This window comes from Rhodanobacteraceae bacterium, assembly GCA_024234055.1.
Taxonomy (GTDB): domain Bacteria; phylum Pseudomonadota; class Gammaproteobacteria; order Xanthomonadales; family SZUA-5; genus JADKFD01.
The window spans coordinates 1,000,663-1,015,365 of record JACKOW010000001.1 but is presented as its reverse complement, the minus strand read 5'-3'; the positions used below and the strand labels follow the sequence as shown (position 1 = coordinate 1,015,365).

Genomic DNA, 14,703 nt, shown 5'->3' with positions numbered 1-14,703 from the left:
CATGGTCCATGTATGGAACGATGCCGTTCCCATCTACCGGCAGCTGCGCGACCGGGTAGTGGCGATGATTCTCGATGGCGAACTCAAGGAAGGTGAGGCCGTACCCTCGGTGCGCCAGGTCGCGGTGGACTTCCAGATCAACCCGCTTACCGTGTCCAAGTCCTACCAGGAACTGGTGGATGAGGATCTGCTGGAGAAGCGCCGCGGGCTGGGTCTGTTTGTGCGCGAAGGCGCCCGCGAGCGGCTGCTGGAACTCGAACGCCAGCGCTTTCTCAGCGATGAATGGCCAATGTTGAAAGCACGACTGGCCCGAATGAATCTGGATATCAGCAAGTTACTGACGACGGGGGATGCATGAACGCGGTGATCGAGTCAGTGGGACTGAGCAAGAAATACAAGGACAAGCAGGCGCTTGACCATTGCGACTTCCGCATCGAGGCCGGTCGCATCGTCGGGCTCATCGGCCCCAATGGGGCCGGCAAGACCACGGCGCTGAAAGCCATCCTGGGCCTGACCAACTACGACGGCCGCCTGTCAGTCCTCGGTTTCGACCCCTTCTCGCAGCGCAGCAAGTTGATGGAGGAAGTCTGCTTCATTGCCGACGTCGCCATCCTGCCGCGCTGGATTCGGGTGCGCGAGGCCATCAGCTATGTCGAAGGCGTACACGCCAGATTCGATCGGGCCAAGTGCGAGCGCTTTCTGGCAGCGACCCAGATCAAGATGCACAGCCGTGTGCGCGAACTCAGCAAGGGCATGATTGCCCAGTTGCACCTGGCGCTGGTGATGGCCATCGATGCGCGTCTGCTGATCCTCGACGAACCCACGCTGGGACTGGACATCCTTTACCGGCGACGCTTCTACGAGCAGTTGCTGAACGACTATTTCGACGAGACCCGGACCATTCTGGTCACCACCCATCAGGTGGAAGAGATCGAGCACATTCTGACCGATCTGCTGTTCATCAAGGACGGCAAGATTGCCCTGTCCGCCACCATGGACGATGTCGCCGAGCGCTACATCCAGGTGCTGGTGGGCAGTGACCGGATCGAGGCAGCCCGAGCGCAGAGGCCTATCGCCGAACGCAAGATGCTGGGCAAGAGTGCCTTCCTGTTCGACGGTTTGTCTCGCGAGCGCGCCCGCGAACTGGGCGAGGTACATCAAGTAGGCGTGGCCGATCTGTTTGTGGCCGTGATGGGTGGAGGTGCAGCGTGAACATCGCAATGAGCCGGTTCAAGACTTCGCTGCAACGGGAGCTGTGGGAACACCGCGGTGGTTTCGTCTACACCCCGCTGATCATCGGCGCTGTACTGCTGCTGTTGCTGATCATGGGCGCCGGCAGCAGTTTCTTCTGGCAGTTCAAGATCGATGGCGCCGAAGCCATGACCGAGGGCGCGCTCAAGCTGGCCGAGGCCAATGTGCAGCCCGAGCAACTGAAGCTGGGCGTGGACGCCTTTCTGTGGGTCACCGCCATCCTTTGGCAGGCGGTGCTTTTCATCGTGCTGTTCTTCTACTTTGTCGGTTCGCTCTACGATGACCGCAAGGACCGCAGCGTGCTGTTCTGGAAATCGATGCCGGTATCTGATCTGGAAACCGTGATCAGCAAGCTCGTGTTCGGCGTGGTGGTCGCGCCACTGTTCATGCTCGGCGCGCTGATCATCGGCCAGATCGTGCTCCTGCTGGCCAGCGGCGTGGTCGTCATGGCCCATGGTGGCAATGCCTGGAAACTGCTGTGGGCACACGCCTCGCCCTTCCCGGTGTGGGGTCAGATCCTGGCGATCCAGGGGGTTCAGGCGCTGTTCCTGCTGCCGCTGTTCGGCTGGTTGATGCTGGCCAGCAGCTTCGCCCGCAGCAAGCCCATCCTCTGGGCGGTGCTGCCACCGGTGGTGTTCGCGATCATGGAGTCCTTCATCGGCTTCACCGCGCACTTTTCGCTGAGCAAGGTGATCTGGGAGTTCGTCCTGCGACGGTTGGCAGCCGGATTTGCCCCCATCAGCTTCAGCGCCAATTTCGGCGACGGACAATCGATGCAGGCCGGCCTGTCCGGCACCCGCTTTGCGACCGAGTTCTCACAGGTACTGGGTCGCCTCGGCACTTCCGATCTGTGGATAGGCGTGCTCATCGGTGTGGTCTTTCTGGCCGGGGCGGTCTATCTGCGGCGCTATCGGGACGAATCCACCGGCTGAGGCCCATTCAGGTGGGCTCGCGAGACCCGCGAGCCCACACGCTTGCCTGAGGCCTGATCGCTTCGCTATACTGCGCGGCTCTCGCCAAGGCGAGAGTTTCCCTCGGGGTGTAGCTCAGCCTGGTAGAGCGCTACGTTCGGGACGTAGAAGTCGCAGGTTCAAATCCTGTCTCCCCGACCAGATCGGCCTGCAACGCAGGCAAACACGCCCCGCCCAGCGGGGCGTTGTTGTTTCTGCTTCCAGCTGACTGCCGCCGCGGCGGATCGACTGAACCTCATGGTGCGCTGGAGCGTCGCCGCAGGCTGACGATCAGCGGTCGATGGTCCGAACCGATGTCCGGCCCGATCCGGAATTCCGCAACTTGCCAGTCCGCCCCATGCAGCAGATGGTCGATGGGCAGGCCCAGTGCGCAACTGACCCATCCCGTCGGACACCAGGTCGGCCACGGCAATCGAGCTTCGGCTGCGTCTGCCAGCCCGGGTTTGCGCCTGAACTTGCGCTCCAGAGCCGGTTGCGCCCAGCAGGGACCAGCCATTGAGCACCAAGCCCGCCAGCAAGACCATCTGGCCCGGCCGCGCGCGCAACACCAGAGCGCCGATCAGACCGGCGATCATTGCTGCCTGATATTGCCAGCGAAAATGCGACAGCAGGTCCAGGCTCCAATGCCAGTGACCGGCGAAACCCAGCAGCGCGCAGCCCACTGCCAGCAGCCCGAAGCGCATCAGCAGGCCAGAAACCGGGCGCCGCAGCACACTCACAGGCCGCGAACCCGGCGCCCGGGCGCTATCGTGTGGATGTGCTCGACCCCAAGAGGTGCCCCATGCTGCAGCTGCGCCCGGCCACACCGGCCGATGTACCGGCAATCCTCGACCTGATCCGCGAACTGGCCGATTTCGAGCAGTTGCTGCACGAAGTCAGCGCCGATGCGGCAACGTTGGGCAAGCACCTGTTCGGCGAGCCGGCGCGGGCCGAGGTACTGATGGCCGAGGTGGCCGGAGAAACGGCTGGATTCGCGCTGTTCTTCCACAACTTTTCGACCTTTCTGGGCAAGCCCGGACTGTACCTGGAAGATCTGTACGTACGGCCCCCATTCCGGGGCCGCGGTTACGGTCGTTTTATCATGAGGCATCTGGCCCGGTTGGCCGTTGAGCGCGGTTGTGGTCGCCTCGAATGGTGGGTGCTGGACTGGAACGAAGCGGCCATCCGCTTCTACCGCAGCCTGGGGGCGGTGGCGATGCAGGATTGGACCGTTCAGCGTGTCAGCGGCGAAGCTCTGTTTAGATTGGCCCAAAGCAGGTCCGAGTAATCGCCGATGAGCAAGTCCGCATTCTGGTTGAGAGTCGCCCTGGCGCTGTCCCTGATAGCGCTGGCCTGGCTGTCGCCGCTGGACCATTACGCGCAGGCGCAGGCGCAGGACGGCCTCAAGCGCGCACTCGCCACCTTTGCCGTGGCGCGCGCGCTGAACGGCGTGATCTCGGTCGCTCAGGGTACCGAAGTGGCCGTGGAACCGGCTGGCGTGGGCATGACCTTTACGCCCGGACAGGTGCTGGATCCGATCAACGATCTGGTCGAGCAGTTCTCCAGCCTGATGCTGGTCGCCAGCGTTTCCTTCGGCGTGCAAAGCGCGCTGCTGGCGATAGGCGGTCATTGGTTGCCATCGGCACTGCTGAGCCTGTTGTTGCTGATCTGGATCTGGAAGCGGCGCACGGCGGCCCGGAGCCTGTGGCTGGACCGGATCCTGTTGCTGCTGGTGCTGCTGCGTTTCGCGGTGCCGGTGGCGGCGCTGGGCAGCGACCTGGCGTACCGGCTGTTCCTCGCCGATCGCTACCAGCAAAGCCAGAGCGCGCTCAGCCTCAGCGGCGATGAACTCGGTGAACTGGCAGCTCCGGAGCCACAACCCGGACCGGAATCCCTGGGCAGCCGCATGCAACGCTGGTGGGCTGATGCCGGCAAATCGCTGGACCTGTCGGCGCGTCTGCAGCGACTGAAGGAAGCCGCCGCCCAGGTGACAGAGCATATTGTCGAGTTGATCGTGGTGTTTCTGCTGCAGACACTGATCATCCCGCTGCTGTTGCTTTACGGCCTCTGGCACGGGACGCTCGCGCTGATGCGCAGCCGCGGTTAGCGCGCGGCGCGTGTGCGCGCCGGTGGTTGGTGGTTGGTGTCGGGACTCGGGACTCGGGACTCGGGACTCGGAGAGGCTACCCACACCGGCGTCATTGCGAGCCACCTGTTTCGGCGCGAAACTGCCCACGGGCCATGAACCCGCCGTCGTAGGTCATGTTGTCCGCGTCAGCGGACTACGTGACATCGATTTGCGTCACGTAGCTCGCTACGCGAGCAACGTTACCTACAACAGCAAATCAACAACTTACGATATGGGTTCATGGAGAGCGTAGCGAAGCAATCCAGGCGTGTGCGGCACGACCCTGGATAGCCTCGTCGCTGCGCGGCACAACGGGCTACGCACGACCGTTTTCCGGGCAGATCGAAGATACTCACGCTTTTCTTCGTGTTCTCTCTGCTTTTCCTTCGTGTTCTCTGCGTCCAGCTTCTGGCCGCGACCTGCCTCAGGACGGGGTTGTCGCGGTGCCGGTCGCGACAGCCGGTCCTTTTCGTCCATTGGCGGACAGAAACTCTAACGCTGAGAACGCCGAGGAACGCGGAGAACGCAGAGACGAGCCGGTCCAGGATTGCCCTGATTTTCTCCGCGTACTTTCTGCTTTTCCTTCGCGATCTCGGCGCTCTGTTTCTGGTGTCGATCCACCTTGCTCCGGATTTTCGCGGATAGCGGGCGCGACGCGAGATCGATCCAGGTGAACCCGCCTGATCATGAACGCTAGTGCGGTCCGCGGGATTAGCGTCCAGACGAGTCTGGACCTACAAGGGTCAGGCGCCGCTAGACTCTGCGACCCTGGGCGCTCATCGACACGGGCGCCGCACTGTCTTTTGGAAACTGCATGACCGCCAACGCCCGTGCCCAATGGCAGATCCATTTCTGCGTGCTGCTGTGGGGCTTCACCGCCATCCTCGGCAAGCTGATCTCGCTGCCAGCCCTGGCGCTGGTGGTGTGGCGCATGTTGCTGGTGGCGCTGGTGCTGGCGCTGGTGCCGCGGGTGTGGCGTGGGTTGACCCGATTGTCGCCGCGCATGCTGCTCGGCTTTGCCGGCATCGGCGTGGTCGTGGCTCTGCATTGGCTGACCTTCTACGGCGCCATCAAGCTGGCCAATGCCTCGGTCGCCGTGACTTGCATCGCCTTGGCACCGGTGTTCCTGGCGCTGGTGGAGCCGCTGATCACTGACAAGCGCTTCGACGCACGCGAGTTGGCCTTGGGCATCGCCGTGGTGCCCGGCGTGGCCCTGGTGGTCGGCGGCGTGGCGCCGGACATGCGCCTGGGGGTGGCGGTGGGCGCACTGTCGGCGCTGCTGGTGGCGATCTTTGGCTCGCTCAACAAGCGCTACATCGAGCGTGCAGATCCACTGACGGTGACCGCGATCGAACTCGGCGCCGGTGCGCTGTTCCTGTTTCTTCTGGGGCTGCTGGTGCCGACGCTGGGCGATCCCCTGCCCTGGCCCTCGTCAGCGGATGCCGGCCTGCTGCTGCTGCTGGCGCTGGCCTGCACGCTGCTGCCCTTTGCGCTGTCGCTGGTGGCCCTGCGTCAGCTCTCGGCCTACAGCGCCCAGTTGGCGATCAATCTCGAACCGGTGTACGCCATCCTGCTGGCCATTCCCCTGCTCGGCGAACAGCATGAGCTGTCGCCCCAGTTCTATCTCGGCGTGGCCATCGTGCTGCTGGCGGTCATCCTGCATCCGTGGCTGCAGGGACGCGCATCGCGGCCGCTGGCGACGCCGCCTTAGCGCTCTGGCCATCGTGCCGTGGTTTCCGGAGCCTGGCCAGAATCAATTTGTTTGTCCGCAAAGGACGCAAAAAACGCAAAGGAAAGCGAAGATTCTCTCCAGTAGGGCGTTGGCAAGTGCGTGGTTTGCTGCACCATGGGCTGGCGGAATCGGTTTGCGTCCCTTCCGATTGCGCCAGCTACAGTCCGGATACTGTCGGCAGGAAGGGGTAGTGAGGCGTCATCGCATGTACGGCTGAGGCCGCCCAATTTTGCGGCCCTCGCTCTCTTTGCGCCGTTTGCGTCCTTTGCGGACCAATCAATGCCTTTCCAGGCACCGACCTACCCTGCCGAAGGCAAAGCGACGACCGCCTGCTCCAGCAACTCCCGCAACAGACTCTGCGCCGACTGCGCCAGGGCCGGATCGAACTGCTCGGGCTGACGTTCGTCCAGATAGCTGGCCTGCGCCATTTCCATCTGCACCGCACTGATGCCCCTTGCCGGCTGGCCGTAATGCCGGGTGATATAGCCACCCTTGAAGCGGCCGTTGATGACGTAGGAGCCGCTGCGCGCGGCGATGACCTCGGCCAGGGCCTGCTCCACGGCCGGTGCGCAGCTCTGGCCATTGGCAGTGCCGATGTTGTAGTCGGGCAAACGCCCCTCGAAGAACATCGGGCACTCGCTACGAATGGAATGGCCCTCCCACAGCAGCGCCCGCCCGTACCGCGCATGGATGGCTTCCAGCGTGGAGTGCAGTGCGCCGTGGTAGGGGCGCCAGTAGCGAGCTACTCGCTCTCGAACCTGGGCGTTATCGGGCGCCCGGCCCGGCAGATAGATGTCACCGCCGGCGAATAACTGCAAGGGACAAAGTCCGGTCTCGGCGCGGCCGGGATATAGCGGCGCACCGTCCGAGGGGCGATTCAGGTCCACCACATAGCGCGACCAGCGCGGCCGGATCAGATACGCACCCATATCGCGGGCAAAATCGTACAGCTCGGCCACCCGCCAATCGGTGTCGGGCGACCGCTGCGCCGGCTCCGTCATGTCAGCCGCGATTTCCGCCGGAATCTCGCTGCCATCGTGAGGCAGGCTGATCAGCAATGGGATCGAACCCTCAAGCCGGCGAAAGTCTTCGCCGGCCCTCCAGGGCAACCACCAATCCGAATCGGTCATGGGCTACTCCGCGACGGCCTGCGGCCGCCGTTCAATGAAAACGCGCCGGTGCGTAGGGCGCCGGATCGACATTCGGTGGCCGGCCGGTGAGCAGGTCCGCGATCAGCAGGCCGGTGGCTGCCGACATGCTCATGCCCAGCATGCCGTGGCCGGTGGCCAGCCACAGATTGTCGAACCCGGGCGCCCGGCCAATGATCGGCAAATCATCGCTGGTCATCGGGCGCCAGCCACACCACTCCTCGATCCGCTCGGCCCCGATCGGATCGACCACATACTCGGCCGCACCCCGGATCAGTGCATCGAGACGCGTGCGGTTGAGAGCCTGATCGTAGCCGGAAAACTCCATGGTACTGCCAACCCGATAGCTGTTTTCCCAGGGCGTGATGGCCACACTGCGCTCGCGACAGACAATCGGCACTCGCGGTGCGCGCGTCGGCACCGTGCTGGTGATCGAATAGCCCTTGCCCGGCTGTATCGGCACTCGCAGCTGCAGTTGTCGGGTCAGCAAGGGGCTCCAGGCCCCCAGTGCCAGCACCAGTTGCGGCGCACTGAAATCGCCGCTGCTGGTCGACACCGTGTTGATACGGCTGCCATCGCGACCGAGTTGCCGGATCTCGGCACCCTCGGTGATGCGCACGCCGAGGCCGCGCACCACCCGAGCCAGTTCCGCCACGTAGCGATCCGGCTTGAACTCGGCGTCCAACGGCGTATTGAAGCCACCGATCACTTCAGGTCGCAAGGTCGGTTCGCGCAGACGCAAGGCAGCGCCGTCCAGTGGCTCGACGTCCATACCCACCGAGCGCAGGGCCCGCGGCCACCAGTCGAAGGCGGCCAACTCGGCCTCGCTGCGAAACACGGTCAGATGCCCGCGCTCGCGGAACTCGCAGTCCATCGACTCGTTGTGGATCAATTCGCCGAGCAGGCGTCGTGATTGGAGCAGCAATCGCGCCTTGCCCGCCAGCGCCTGCTCGAAGTCCTGCCAGTTGCAGCGCCGGGCAAATTGCCAGAGCCAGCGCCAGAGGACGGGATCGATGCGGGGCCGGACGTAGAAAGGCGCGTCAGACTGGACCATCCACGTCAGTGCCTGACGCACCATGCCCGGTTTGGCCAGCGGCGGGGCGTGACTGGGGGTGATCGTTCCGCAATTGCCGTGCGAAGCACCGCTACCGGGTGCGCTTTGGTCCAATATGGTCACTTCCCGACCTGCCTTGGCCAGAAAATAGGCGCAGGACAAGCCAATCACGCCTGCGCCGAGGACCAGAACTTCGCTCTTCTGTGTCATGACGGAAGTCTACGGCAGCTGCAGGCGCCTGTGCTCGTGGCGGCGTCAGAATCAGTACTCAGACCGCCAGAGGCCCCGAGCCTGCGTCATTGCGAGCGCAGCGAAGCAATCCATGCTCTTGTTTCTAGACATTTTTCCAGCACCGCCCCCCCCGCAATCGAGAACGCCGTCGCAGGTCCATGCAGCGATCAGCAAGCCAGGAATGAGGCGCCGTCGACAGTTGTTCTCAGCTTCTGTGACGAGGTTGGCATTGAATCTGCATATGCCCTGACCGAGCCCAATCCCCAGGGGGCTCGCTCAAGTAAGGACGGTCATGCGGACTTCTACTCCCCAAGAACTCGCGTTTGCGCTCAGGTCTCCCTCCTCGGGTCCCCTGGCGGCCGTCGTTTGCGCACTGGCTGATTTGTTTGAAGACCCCAGCTTCAACGAAGGCCATCGCGCGCTGCTCAGTCAACTGCTCGCCGGCGGGGAAGTTCCCCATTTCCTCGCCGAGCGTGCGGCTGAGCGTTTGACCAGTTTCGCCAGTACGCTGGAAGATCTGCACAGCCAGATTCTTTCGGACAACGCCAGCAATCCCTTCGATGAACTCCCCAGCATCGAAGCTCCCCGCTTGCGTCGAGTGGTTTGAAGCCCAGCGGCGCGGAGTCCCTAGAGGCTCCCGCCGCTGCCCCAACGGGCTGCTGAACCACCACACTCCCTGGTTTGAATTCTCCACCGGCCAGACTTGGTGTCGGTCGTCAGTGTTGGTGTCGGATCAGAGCCCGGCAACACGCATGCTCCTGTAGCCCGAACTGCGCGCAGCGCTGTCCGGGCGGAGGATGGTTGTCGGTTGTCGGTTGTCGGTTCGACGCCGCTCAAACCACTCTCACCAAGAATGCCGCAAGTGCTTGAATCAAAACATTTTCCGCAAAGGACGCAAAGGACGCAAAGTAGAGCGATTCCAAGTTGTCAGCCGGTCGTGTCCGCCGCTCAGCCAACCAAGCTTTGAAATCTTCGCATCCTTTGCGTCCTTTGCGGATAAAAAAATGAAACCCCGAGATCGCCGACAGTTTGATGCGCGAATTAGCGCACCGCCAGTGGCGACCGGGGCTCTCACTGCGCCTTGGCAGGCACCAGCAGATTGCGATCACTGTCGGCAATGGTGCCGGTCTGCAGACTGGGCGGCAGATGTCCCACATCGCCGGCGGCGATCAGCCGGGTGCTGCCATCTGGCTCGATGCGGATGGTGGTCATGCTGGTGTGACCCACCGACATTTCCAGCCAGGCCTTGGTGTCCACCCCCAGCGCCCGGGTGATCAGATAACGGGTGACATTGCCGTGGCAGACCAGCAGCAATCGGTCCGGTTGGCCGGCAGCCGGCTTGAAGCGCGTGTCGAAGACCCGATCCAGCTGTTTCGCACAGGCTTCCAGCTCAGCGGTATCGATGGTCGCAGTGATATCGCTGCGGCGCGTGGGTGGGGTGCATTCGGCGAGATCGGCCACGGTCTCGATCGGCACCTCGTTCAGGTCTGCGACCAGTACCCGGGCGGTCTCCTGGGCGCGAGTCATCGGACTGGCCAGAACCTGATCGAAATGCGGCAGACCCTTGAGGCGCGCACCCAGCAAACGCGCCTGAGCCACACCCAGGTCGGTCAGCCCAGGCCCAAGCTCTGGGTCGGCCGAAGGATCGGCTGCGTAGTGCCCGTGACGCACCAGTACGATGGTGCGAGCTGCAGGCTCAGCAGCCGCACAAAACTGTGCCGCTGCGACCAGTACCAGAAAGAATACGGCTAGCCGCATTTGGAATAGCCGCAGTTGAGGCAGGTCTGACATCCGTCCATCAACACGACGGCCTTGGTGCTGCATTTTCCGCACATGCTGGCGCTGGGCGGAAAACTGGCGCTTTCACTGGCGGATGCGGGTGGCGGAACCGGCACTACGGCCAGCGCCGCCTTGGCCTCGGCAGCTGCAGCAGGCGCGCCTACCTCAGACTTTTTTTTTGCGGTTTCGCCTTGCCTGGAGTCATATTCGGCGCGCTTCTTGGCGATTGCTTCGCGCTGCTCGATGCTGAGCTCGTCGCCCTGCAGCATGCCGATCTTCTTCAGGTGGTCCTCGACCACGAAACCGAGTTCGGCCACGATCGAGGGCATGTACACGCCGCCCGACTTGAAGTAGCCGCCCCGCGGGTCGAACACTGCCTTCAGCTCCTCGACGATGAAGGTGACATCACCGCCCTTGCGAAACACCGCGCTCATGATGCGGGTCAGGGCCACGGCCCACTGAAAGTGGTCCATGTTCTTGGAATTGATGAATACTTCGAACGGCCGGCGAGACTCGTGCTCGGTGCCTTCGTTGAGCACGATGTCGTTGATGGTCACGTACAGCGCGTGCTCGAACAGCGGCGACTTGATCTTGTAGGTGCTGCCATCGAGCATTTCCGGACGCTCGACGCGCTCATGCATATGAATGACTTCAGCGCCGGTGTCCTGCTCTTCTTCCACCGGTTTGGCAGCCGCAGCGGCTTCGGCTGCCTGGGCCTTGGCCAGGTCTTCCGGCTTCTGCACGGCGTAGCCGGTGATCTTCTGGTTGATCTTGATGGTCATGTGTCTGGTCCTGATCCTGCAAGCACGCATCCCGATGCCTGGGCGCGTTTGCGAAATTCGTGTGGCTACGATGGGATTTCCGCGCCGGAGCCGGTGACGGCTTGCGCTCGTCAGTACGCTCTACTGCGCGGAGATCAATTTCAATTCATTGCCCTGCTGGTAGGCGGTGGTCACTTCGAGATCGCGACCGATGCGTGCCAGTTCCAGCAAATGGTCAATCTGGATCATGCGGTCCGGGTTGCTGAGCAGGACGATCTGGTCGATGACGTAGCTGCGCTTGACGCCAGCCAGCGCGTCTTCCAGCCCGAGCGCATCGAAGACTTCGTCCTGAAACAGGAACTGACTGTCGCCATGCGGCAACAATTCCACTCTCAGCTTCTGTCCGGGCACCAGATCCGCCGGCAGCGCGACCTGATTGGGGTTGCCCGAGCCTGGCTGGATCTTCGGCGGTGCCTGATTCGCCGACAGCACCGCTTCCTTCAGCGCCTGCTGGGACTTGTCGGCACCGTATTTGGCGTTGAGCTCGGCCAGATGCTTTTCATAGGCGTCTCGACTGCGTGGGGCGAGCATGGTTTCGCCTTCTCCCGGTGCGGCCTGTGACCACGCCGGCGCCATGAAGATCAACGCACCTGCGCAGAGCAACCACCCTGTCCAGCCCCTCATGACCTACCTCCTGACACCCCGCCCGCGAGGTGCGTCGAATAATGCGCTCGCCGCCGTCACGGCTGGCGAGCGTGTACGCTTGACGCTGCCTTATTTCTTGGCAGCTGGCTTCTTTGGCGCAGCCTTCTTGGCCGGTGCCGCCGCTTTCGCTGCCGGCTTCTTGGCCGCCGCCGCCTTGGCCGCGGGCTTCTTCGCCGCAGGCGCCTTTGCCGCGGACTTGGCCGGAGCCGCCTTCGTGGCGGGAGCCGCCTTCTTCGCTGGCGCCGCAGCCTTCTTCGCTGCCGGCTTCTTGGCTGCCGTCGCCGGCTTCGCCGGAGCCGCCTTGCCAGTTACCGCGGCCTTGGCCTGAGCAGCAACCTTGCCAACATCGGCCTTGGCCTTGGCCAGACCCTTCTTCGCCGACTTGACCTGCGCTTCCACGGCCTTCTCGACCTTGGCGACCTGCTTCTTGGCAGACTTGACCTTGGCCTCCACCGCCTTTTCAACCGCCTTTTCAACCTTGGCGACCTGCTTCTTGGCCTGCTTGGCCTTGGATTCAACCGCCTTCTCGACCTCGCTTGCCTTCTTGCTGACGGTTTTCTTCACTTCATCCGCCTTGGCCTCGACAGCCTTGCGGGCCTCGCCCACCTTCTTCGCAGCCGCCTTCTTGACTTCCTTGACCTTGGCCTCGGCAGCAGCCACCACTTCCTTGCCCTCGGCGATCAGTTTTTCACCAATGGCCTCGGCCTTGCTTTTCAGGCTTGCCGGTTTCTTGGCCCCACTTTTTTTTCCGCTCATGTCGACCACTCCCTCGCTCACGTCTGCGCCCGCAGCGGGCGCGGTCAAAACTTTCCGTAATAGCCTTCTTTCAGGGCATCAAACAGGTTGGCCGCGGTGTGCAATTCACCGTCGTACTCGACCTCTTCATTGCCCTTGGCTTCGACCACGCTACCGTCTTCCAGTTCGAAGCGATAGGTCGTGTTCTCAAGATCATGCTCCTTCACCAGCACGCCCTGAAAGGCCTCCGGATTGAAGCGGAATGTCGTACAACCTTTCAAGCCCTGCTTGTGCGCATACAGATAGATATCCTTGAAGTCGGCATAAGGATAATCGGTTGGCACATTGGCGGTCTTGCTGATCGAGGAATCCACCCATTTCTGGGCTGCAGCCTGGATGTCCACATGCGCTTTCGGACTGATGTCATCTGCGGACACGAAATAGTCCGGCAGCTTTTCTTCGGCCTTGTCGCTGTAGGGCATGGCCCTGGGATTCACCAGATGGCGGTAGGCCAGCAGTTCGAAGCTGAAGACTTCGACCTTTTCCTTGGACTTCTTGCCTTCACGGATGACATTGCGCGAATAGTGATGCGCAAAAGAAGGTTCGATGCCGTTGCTGGCGTTGTTGCCGATCGACAGCGAAATGGTGCCGGTCGGTGCGATCGAGCTGTGATGGGTGAACCGGGCACCGGTTTCCGCCAGTTCCGCGACCAGTTCCGGCGCTGCCGTTGCCAGACGCTGCATGTAGCGCGAGTACCTGGCATGCAATACGCGGCCGGGTATGGAATCACCGATCTTGTAGCCGTCTGCTTCCATTTCCGGTCGCTTGCGCAGCATCTCGGCACTGACCTCGAAGGTCTCGGACATGATCGGCGCCGGACCTTTTTCGCGCGCCAGTTCCAGAGCTTCCTCCCAGCCAGCAACCGCCATGTCGCGGGCCACGCTCTCGGTGAATTCCAGCGATTCCGGCGTGCCATAGCCCATCTTGAGCATGGTCAGCGTCGATCCCAAGCCCAGAAAACCCATGCCGTGCCGGCGCTTGCGGATGATCTCGTTGCGCTGGCCTTCCAGCGGCAGACCGTTGATCTCGACGACGTTGTCGAGCATGCGAGTGAACACCCGCACCACTTCCTTGTACTCATCCCAGTCGAAACGCGCACGTGCGGTGAACGGTTCGCGCACGAACTTGGTCAGATTGACCGAGCCCAGCAGGCAGGATCCGTACGGCGGCAGCGGCTGTTCGCCACAGGGATTGGTGGCTCGGATGTGCTCGCACCACCAGTTGTTGTTCATCTCGTTGACGCGGTCGATCAGGATGAAGCCGGGTTCGGCGAAATCGTAGGTCGAGGTCATGATCATTTCCCACAGACCCTTGGCCCTGATCTTGCCGTAGATCTTGCAGGCCACCAGACCGTCGTCGCGACTGACGTAGTTTTCACGGGTGGGCCATTCCCGCCAGATCACCTGACTGGCATCGTCCAGGTTGATCTCTTGCTGCTCCTTGACATGCACCGGAAACACCAGCGGCCAATCGGTATCGTTTTCCACCGCTTCGATGAACTGATCGGTGATCAGCAGCGACAGGTTGAACTGCCGCAGACGACCGTCCTCGCGCTTGGCCTTGATGAATTCCTTCACATCCGGATGGGCCACGTCGAAGGTGCCCATCTGTGCCCCACGACGACCACCGGCGCTGGATACCGTGAAGCACATCTTGTCGTAGATATCCATGAAACTCAGCGGGCCCGAGGTATAGGCGCCGGCGCCCGACACATAGGCGCCGCGCGGGCGCAGCGTCGAGAACTCATAACCGATGCCGCAACCTGCCTTCAGCGTCAGACCGGCCTCATGGACCTTGCCCAGGATGTCATCCATCGAATCGGTGATCGTTCCGGACACGGTGCAGTTGATGGTGCTGGTCGCCGGCTTGTGCTCCAGCGCGCCGGCATTGGAGGTAATGCGCCCGGCCGGAATCGCGCCACGACGCAGGGCCCACAGAAAGCGCTCGTACCAGTAGGCGCGCTTGTCGGCGGTGTCTTCGGCATCGGCCAGGGCCCGCGCGACGCGTTTGAAGCTGTCGTCCATCGTCCGGTCGACTGGATCACCGAGCTTGGCCTTGAGTCGATATTTCTTGTCCCAGATATCCTGGGAGGCCGGCTGCATCGGAATTTCCAGTACGTCATTGCGTACCGCTTCGAGTCGAACGGTGCTCATCAAGTATAGCCTCCCC

The 14,703-nt window shown here is 62.6% G+C and carries 15 protein-coding genes and 1 tRNA gene; 8 read left to right on the top strand and 8 right to left on the bottom strand.

Annotation, left to right across the window (positions count from 1 at the left end):
* The first annotated feature begins 1 nt into the window (after window position 1).
* From H7A19_04115 to H7A19_04100, 4 genes are all read left to right on the top strand, one after another.
* Entirely contained in the window at window positions 2-358 is a 357-nt protein-coding gene (locus tag H7A19_04115; protein ID MCP5474007.1) for a GntR family transcriptional regulator, read from the top strand.
* Complete coding sequence (locus tag H7A19_04110) at window positions 355-1,212, top strand: ABC transporter ATP-binding protein (GenBank protein MCP5474006.1); 858 nt, start codon at window positions 355-357, stop codon at window positions 1,210-1,212. The genes H7A19_04115 and H7A19_04110 overlap by 4 nt, the downstream gene beginning before the upstream one ends.
* Window positions 1,209-2,183: a hypothetical protein gene (locus H7A19_04105; GenBank protein MCP5474005.1), complete on the top strand. Its 975-nt coding sequence runs from the start codon at window positions 1,209-1,211 to the stop codon at window positions 2,181-2,183. The genes H7A19_04110 and H7A19_04105 overlap by 4 nt, the downstream gene beginning before the upstream one ends.
* 103 nt (window positions 2,184-2,286) lie before the next feature.
* A tRNA-Pro gene (locus H7A19_04100) sits at window positions 2,287-2,363 on the top strand.
* Between the two features lie 94 nt (window positions 2,364-2,457).
* Here the strand turns inward: H7A19_04100 and H7A19_04095 are convergent.
* Window positions 2,458-2,718 carry a hypothetical protein gene (locus H7A19_04095; protein MCP5474004.1) on the bottom strand — a complete coding sequence of 87 codons (261 nt, stop codon included), beginning with the start codon at window positions 2,716-2,718 and terminating at the stop codon, window positions 2,458-2,460.
* A gap of 285 nt (window positions 2,719-3,003) precedes the next feature.
* On the opposite strand from H7A19_04095, the gene H7A19_04090 reads away from it, so the two are divergent.
* The 3 genes from H7A19_04090 to H7A19_04080 all read left to right on the top strand — a co-directional run bounded on the left by H7A19_04090 (window position 3,004) and on the right by H7A19_04080 (window position 6,040).
* Window positions 3,004-3,489 carry a GNAT family N-acetyltransferase gene (locus H7A19_04090; GenBank protein ID MCP5474003.1) on the top strand — a complete coding sequence of 162 codons (486 nt, stop codon included), beginning with the start codon at window positions 3,004-3,006 and terminating at the stop codon, window positions 3,487-3,489.
* A 6-nt stretch (window positions 3,490-3,495) separates the two neighbouring features.
* Window positions 3,496-4,308 carry a hypothetical protein gene (locus H7A19_04085; GenBank protein MCP5474002.1) on the top strand — a complete coding sequence of 271 codons (813 nt, stop codon included), beginning with the start codon at window positions 3,496-3,498 and terminating at the stop codon, window positions 4,306-4,308.
* Window positions 4,309-5,143: 835 nt separating this feature from the next.
* On the top strand, window positions 5,144-6,040 hold the full coding sequence (locus H7A19_04080) for an EamA family transporter (GenBank protein MCP5474001.1): 897 nt from the start codon (window positions 5,144-5,146) through the stop codon (window positions 6,038-6,040).
* 320 nt (window positions 6,041-6,360) lie between these two features.
* Here the strand turns inward: H7A19_04080 and hutG are convergent, their stop codons facing one another.
* On the bottom strand, window positions 6,361-7,191 hold the full coding sequence (gene hutG / locus H7A19_04075; protein ID MCP5474000.1) for an N-formylglutamate deformylase: 831 nt from the start codon (window positions 7,189-7,191) through the stop codon (window positions 6,361-6,363).
* Window positions 7,192-7,222: 31 nt separating this feature from the next.
* Window positions 7,223-8,473: an FAD-dependent oxidoreductase gene (locus H7A19_04070; GenBank protein MCP5473999.1), complete on the bottom strand. Its 1,251-nt coding sequence runs from the start codon at window positions 8,471-8,473 to the stop codon at window positions 7,223-7,225.
* A 403-nt stretch (window positions 8,474-8,876) separates the two neighbouring features.
* Between H7A19_04070 and H7A19_04065 the strand changes: the two genes are divergently transcribed.
* Window positions 8,877-9,101 carry a hypothetical protein gene (locus H7A19_04065; protein MCP5473998.1) on the top strand — a complete coding sequence of 75 codons (225 nt, stop codon included), beginning with the start codon at window positions 8,877-8,879 and terminating at the stop codon, window positions 9,099-9,101.
* Between the two features lie 464 nt (window positions 9,102-9,565).
* On the opposite strand, the gene H7A19_04060 is transcribed toward H7A19_04065, so the two are convergent.
* The 5 genes from H7A19_04060 to H7A19_04040 form a co-directional block, all read right to left on the bottom strand.
* Window positions 9,566-10,252, bottom strand: a complete 687-nt coding sequence (locus tag H7A19_04060; protein ID MCP5473997.1) for a histidine phosphatase family protein — start codon at window positions 10,250-10,252, stop codon at window positions 9,566-9,568.
* A complete protein-coding gene (locus tag H7A19_04055) occupies window positions 10,243-11,055 on the bottom strand; it encodes an NrdJb (GenBank protein ID MCP5473996.1) in 813 nt (270 codons plus the stop codon). The genes H7A19_04060 and H7A19_04055 overlap by 10 nt, the downstream gene beginning before the upstream one ends.
* A gap of 120 nt (window positions 11,056-11,175) precedes the next feature.
* Window positions 11,176-11,718, bottom strand: a complete 543-nt coding sequence (locus H7A19_04050; protein MCP5473995.1) for a hypothetical protein — start codon at window positions 11,716-11,718, stop codon at window positions 11,176-11,178.
* A 90-nt stretch (window positions 11,719-11,808) separates the two neighbouring features.
* Window positions 11,809-12,516, bottom strand: a complete 708-nt coding sequence (locus tag H7A19_04045) for a hypothetical protein (protein MCP5473994.1) — start codon at window positions 12,514-12,516, stop codon at window positions 11,809-11,811.
* 23 nt (window positions 12,517-12,539) lie between these two features.
* Window positions 12,540-14,687: an adenosylcobalamin-dependent ribonucleoside-diphosphate reductase gene (locus H7A19_04040; protein MCP5473993.1), complete on the bottom strand. Its 2,148-nt coding sequence runs from the start codon at window positions 14,685-14,687 to the stop codon at window positions 12,540-12,542.
* Between the last annotated feature and the right edge of the window lie 16 nt (window positions 14,688-14,703).

Coding starts and splice junctions, on each gene's coding strand:
- H7A19_04070 (MCP5473999.1), bottom strand. CDS start 8,473: ATGACACAGAAGAGCGAAGTTCTGGTCCTCGGCGCAGGCGTGATTGGC.
- H7A19_04085 (MCP5474002.1), top strand. CDS start 3,496: ATGAGCAAGTCCGCATTCTGGTTGAGAGTCGCCCTGGCGCTGTCCCTG.
- H7A19_04110 (MCP5474006.1), top strand. CDS start 355: ATGAACGCGGTGATCGAGTCAGTGGGACTGAGCAAGAAATACAAGGAC.
- H7A19_04080 (MCP5474001.1), top strand. CDS start 5,144: ATGACCGCCAACGCCCGTGCCCAATGGCAGATCCATTTCTGCGTGCTG.
- H7A19_04060 (MCP5473997.1), bottom strand. CDS start 10,252: ATGCGGCTAGCCGTATTCTTTCTGGTACTGGTCGCAGCGGCACAGTTT.
- H7A19_04055 (MCP5473996.1), bottom strand. CDS start 11,055: ATGACCATCAAGATCAACCAGAAGATCACCGGCTACGCCGTGCAGAAG.
- hutG (MCP5474000.1), bottom strand. CDS start 7,191: ATGACCGATTCGGATTGGTGGTTGCCCTGGAGGGCCGGCGAAGACTTT.
- H7A19_04115 (MCP5474007.1), top strand. CDS start 2: ATGGTCCATGTATGGAACGATGCCGTTCCCATCTACCGGCAGCTGCGC.
- H7A19_04090 (MCP5474003.1), top strand. CDS start 3,004: ATGCTGCAGCTGCGCCCGGCCACACCGGCCGATGTACCGGCAATCCTC.
- H7A19_04050 (MCP5473995.1), bottom strand. CDS start 11,718: ATGAGGGGCTGGACAGGGTGGTTGCTCTGCGCAGGTGCGTTGATCTTC.
- H7A19_04095 (MCP5474004.1), bottom strand. CDS start 2,718: ATGGCTGGTCCCTGCTGGGCGCAACCGGCTCTGGAGCGCAAGTTCAGG.
- H7A19_04040 (MCP5473993.1), bottom strand. CDS start 14,687: ATGAGCACCGTTCGACTCGAAGCGGTACGCAATGACGTACTGGAAATT.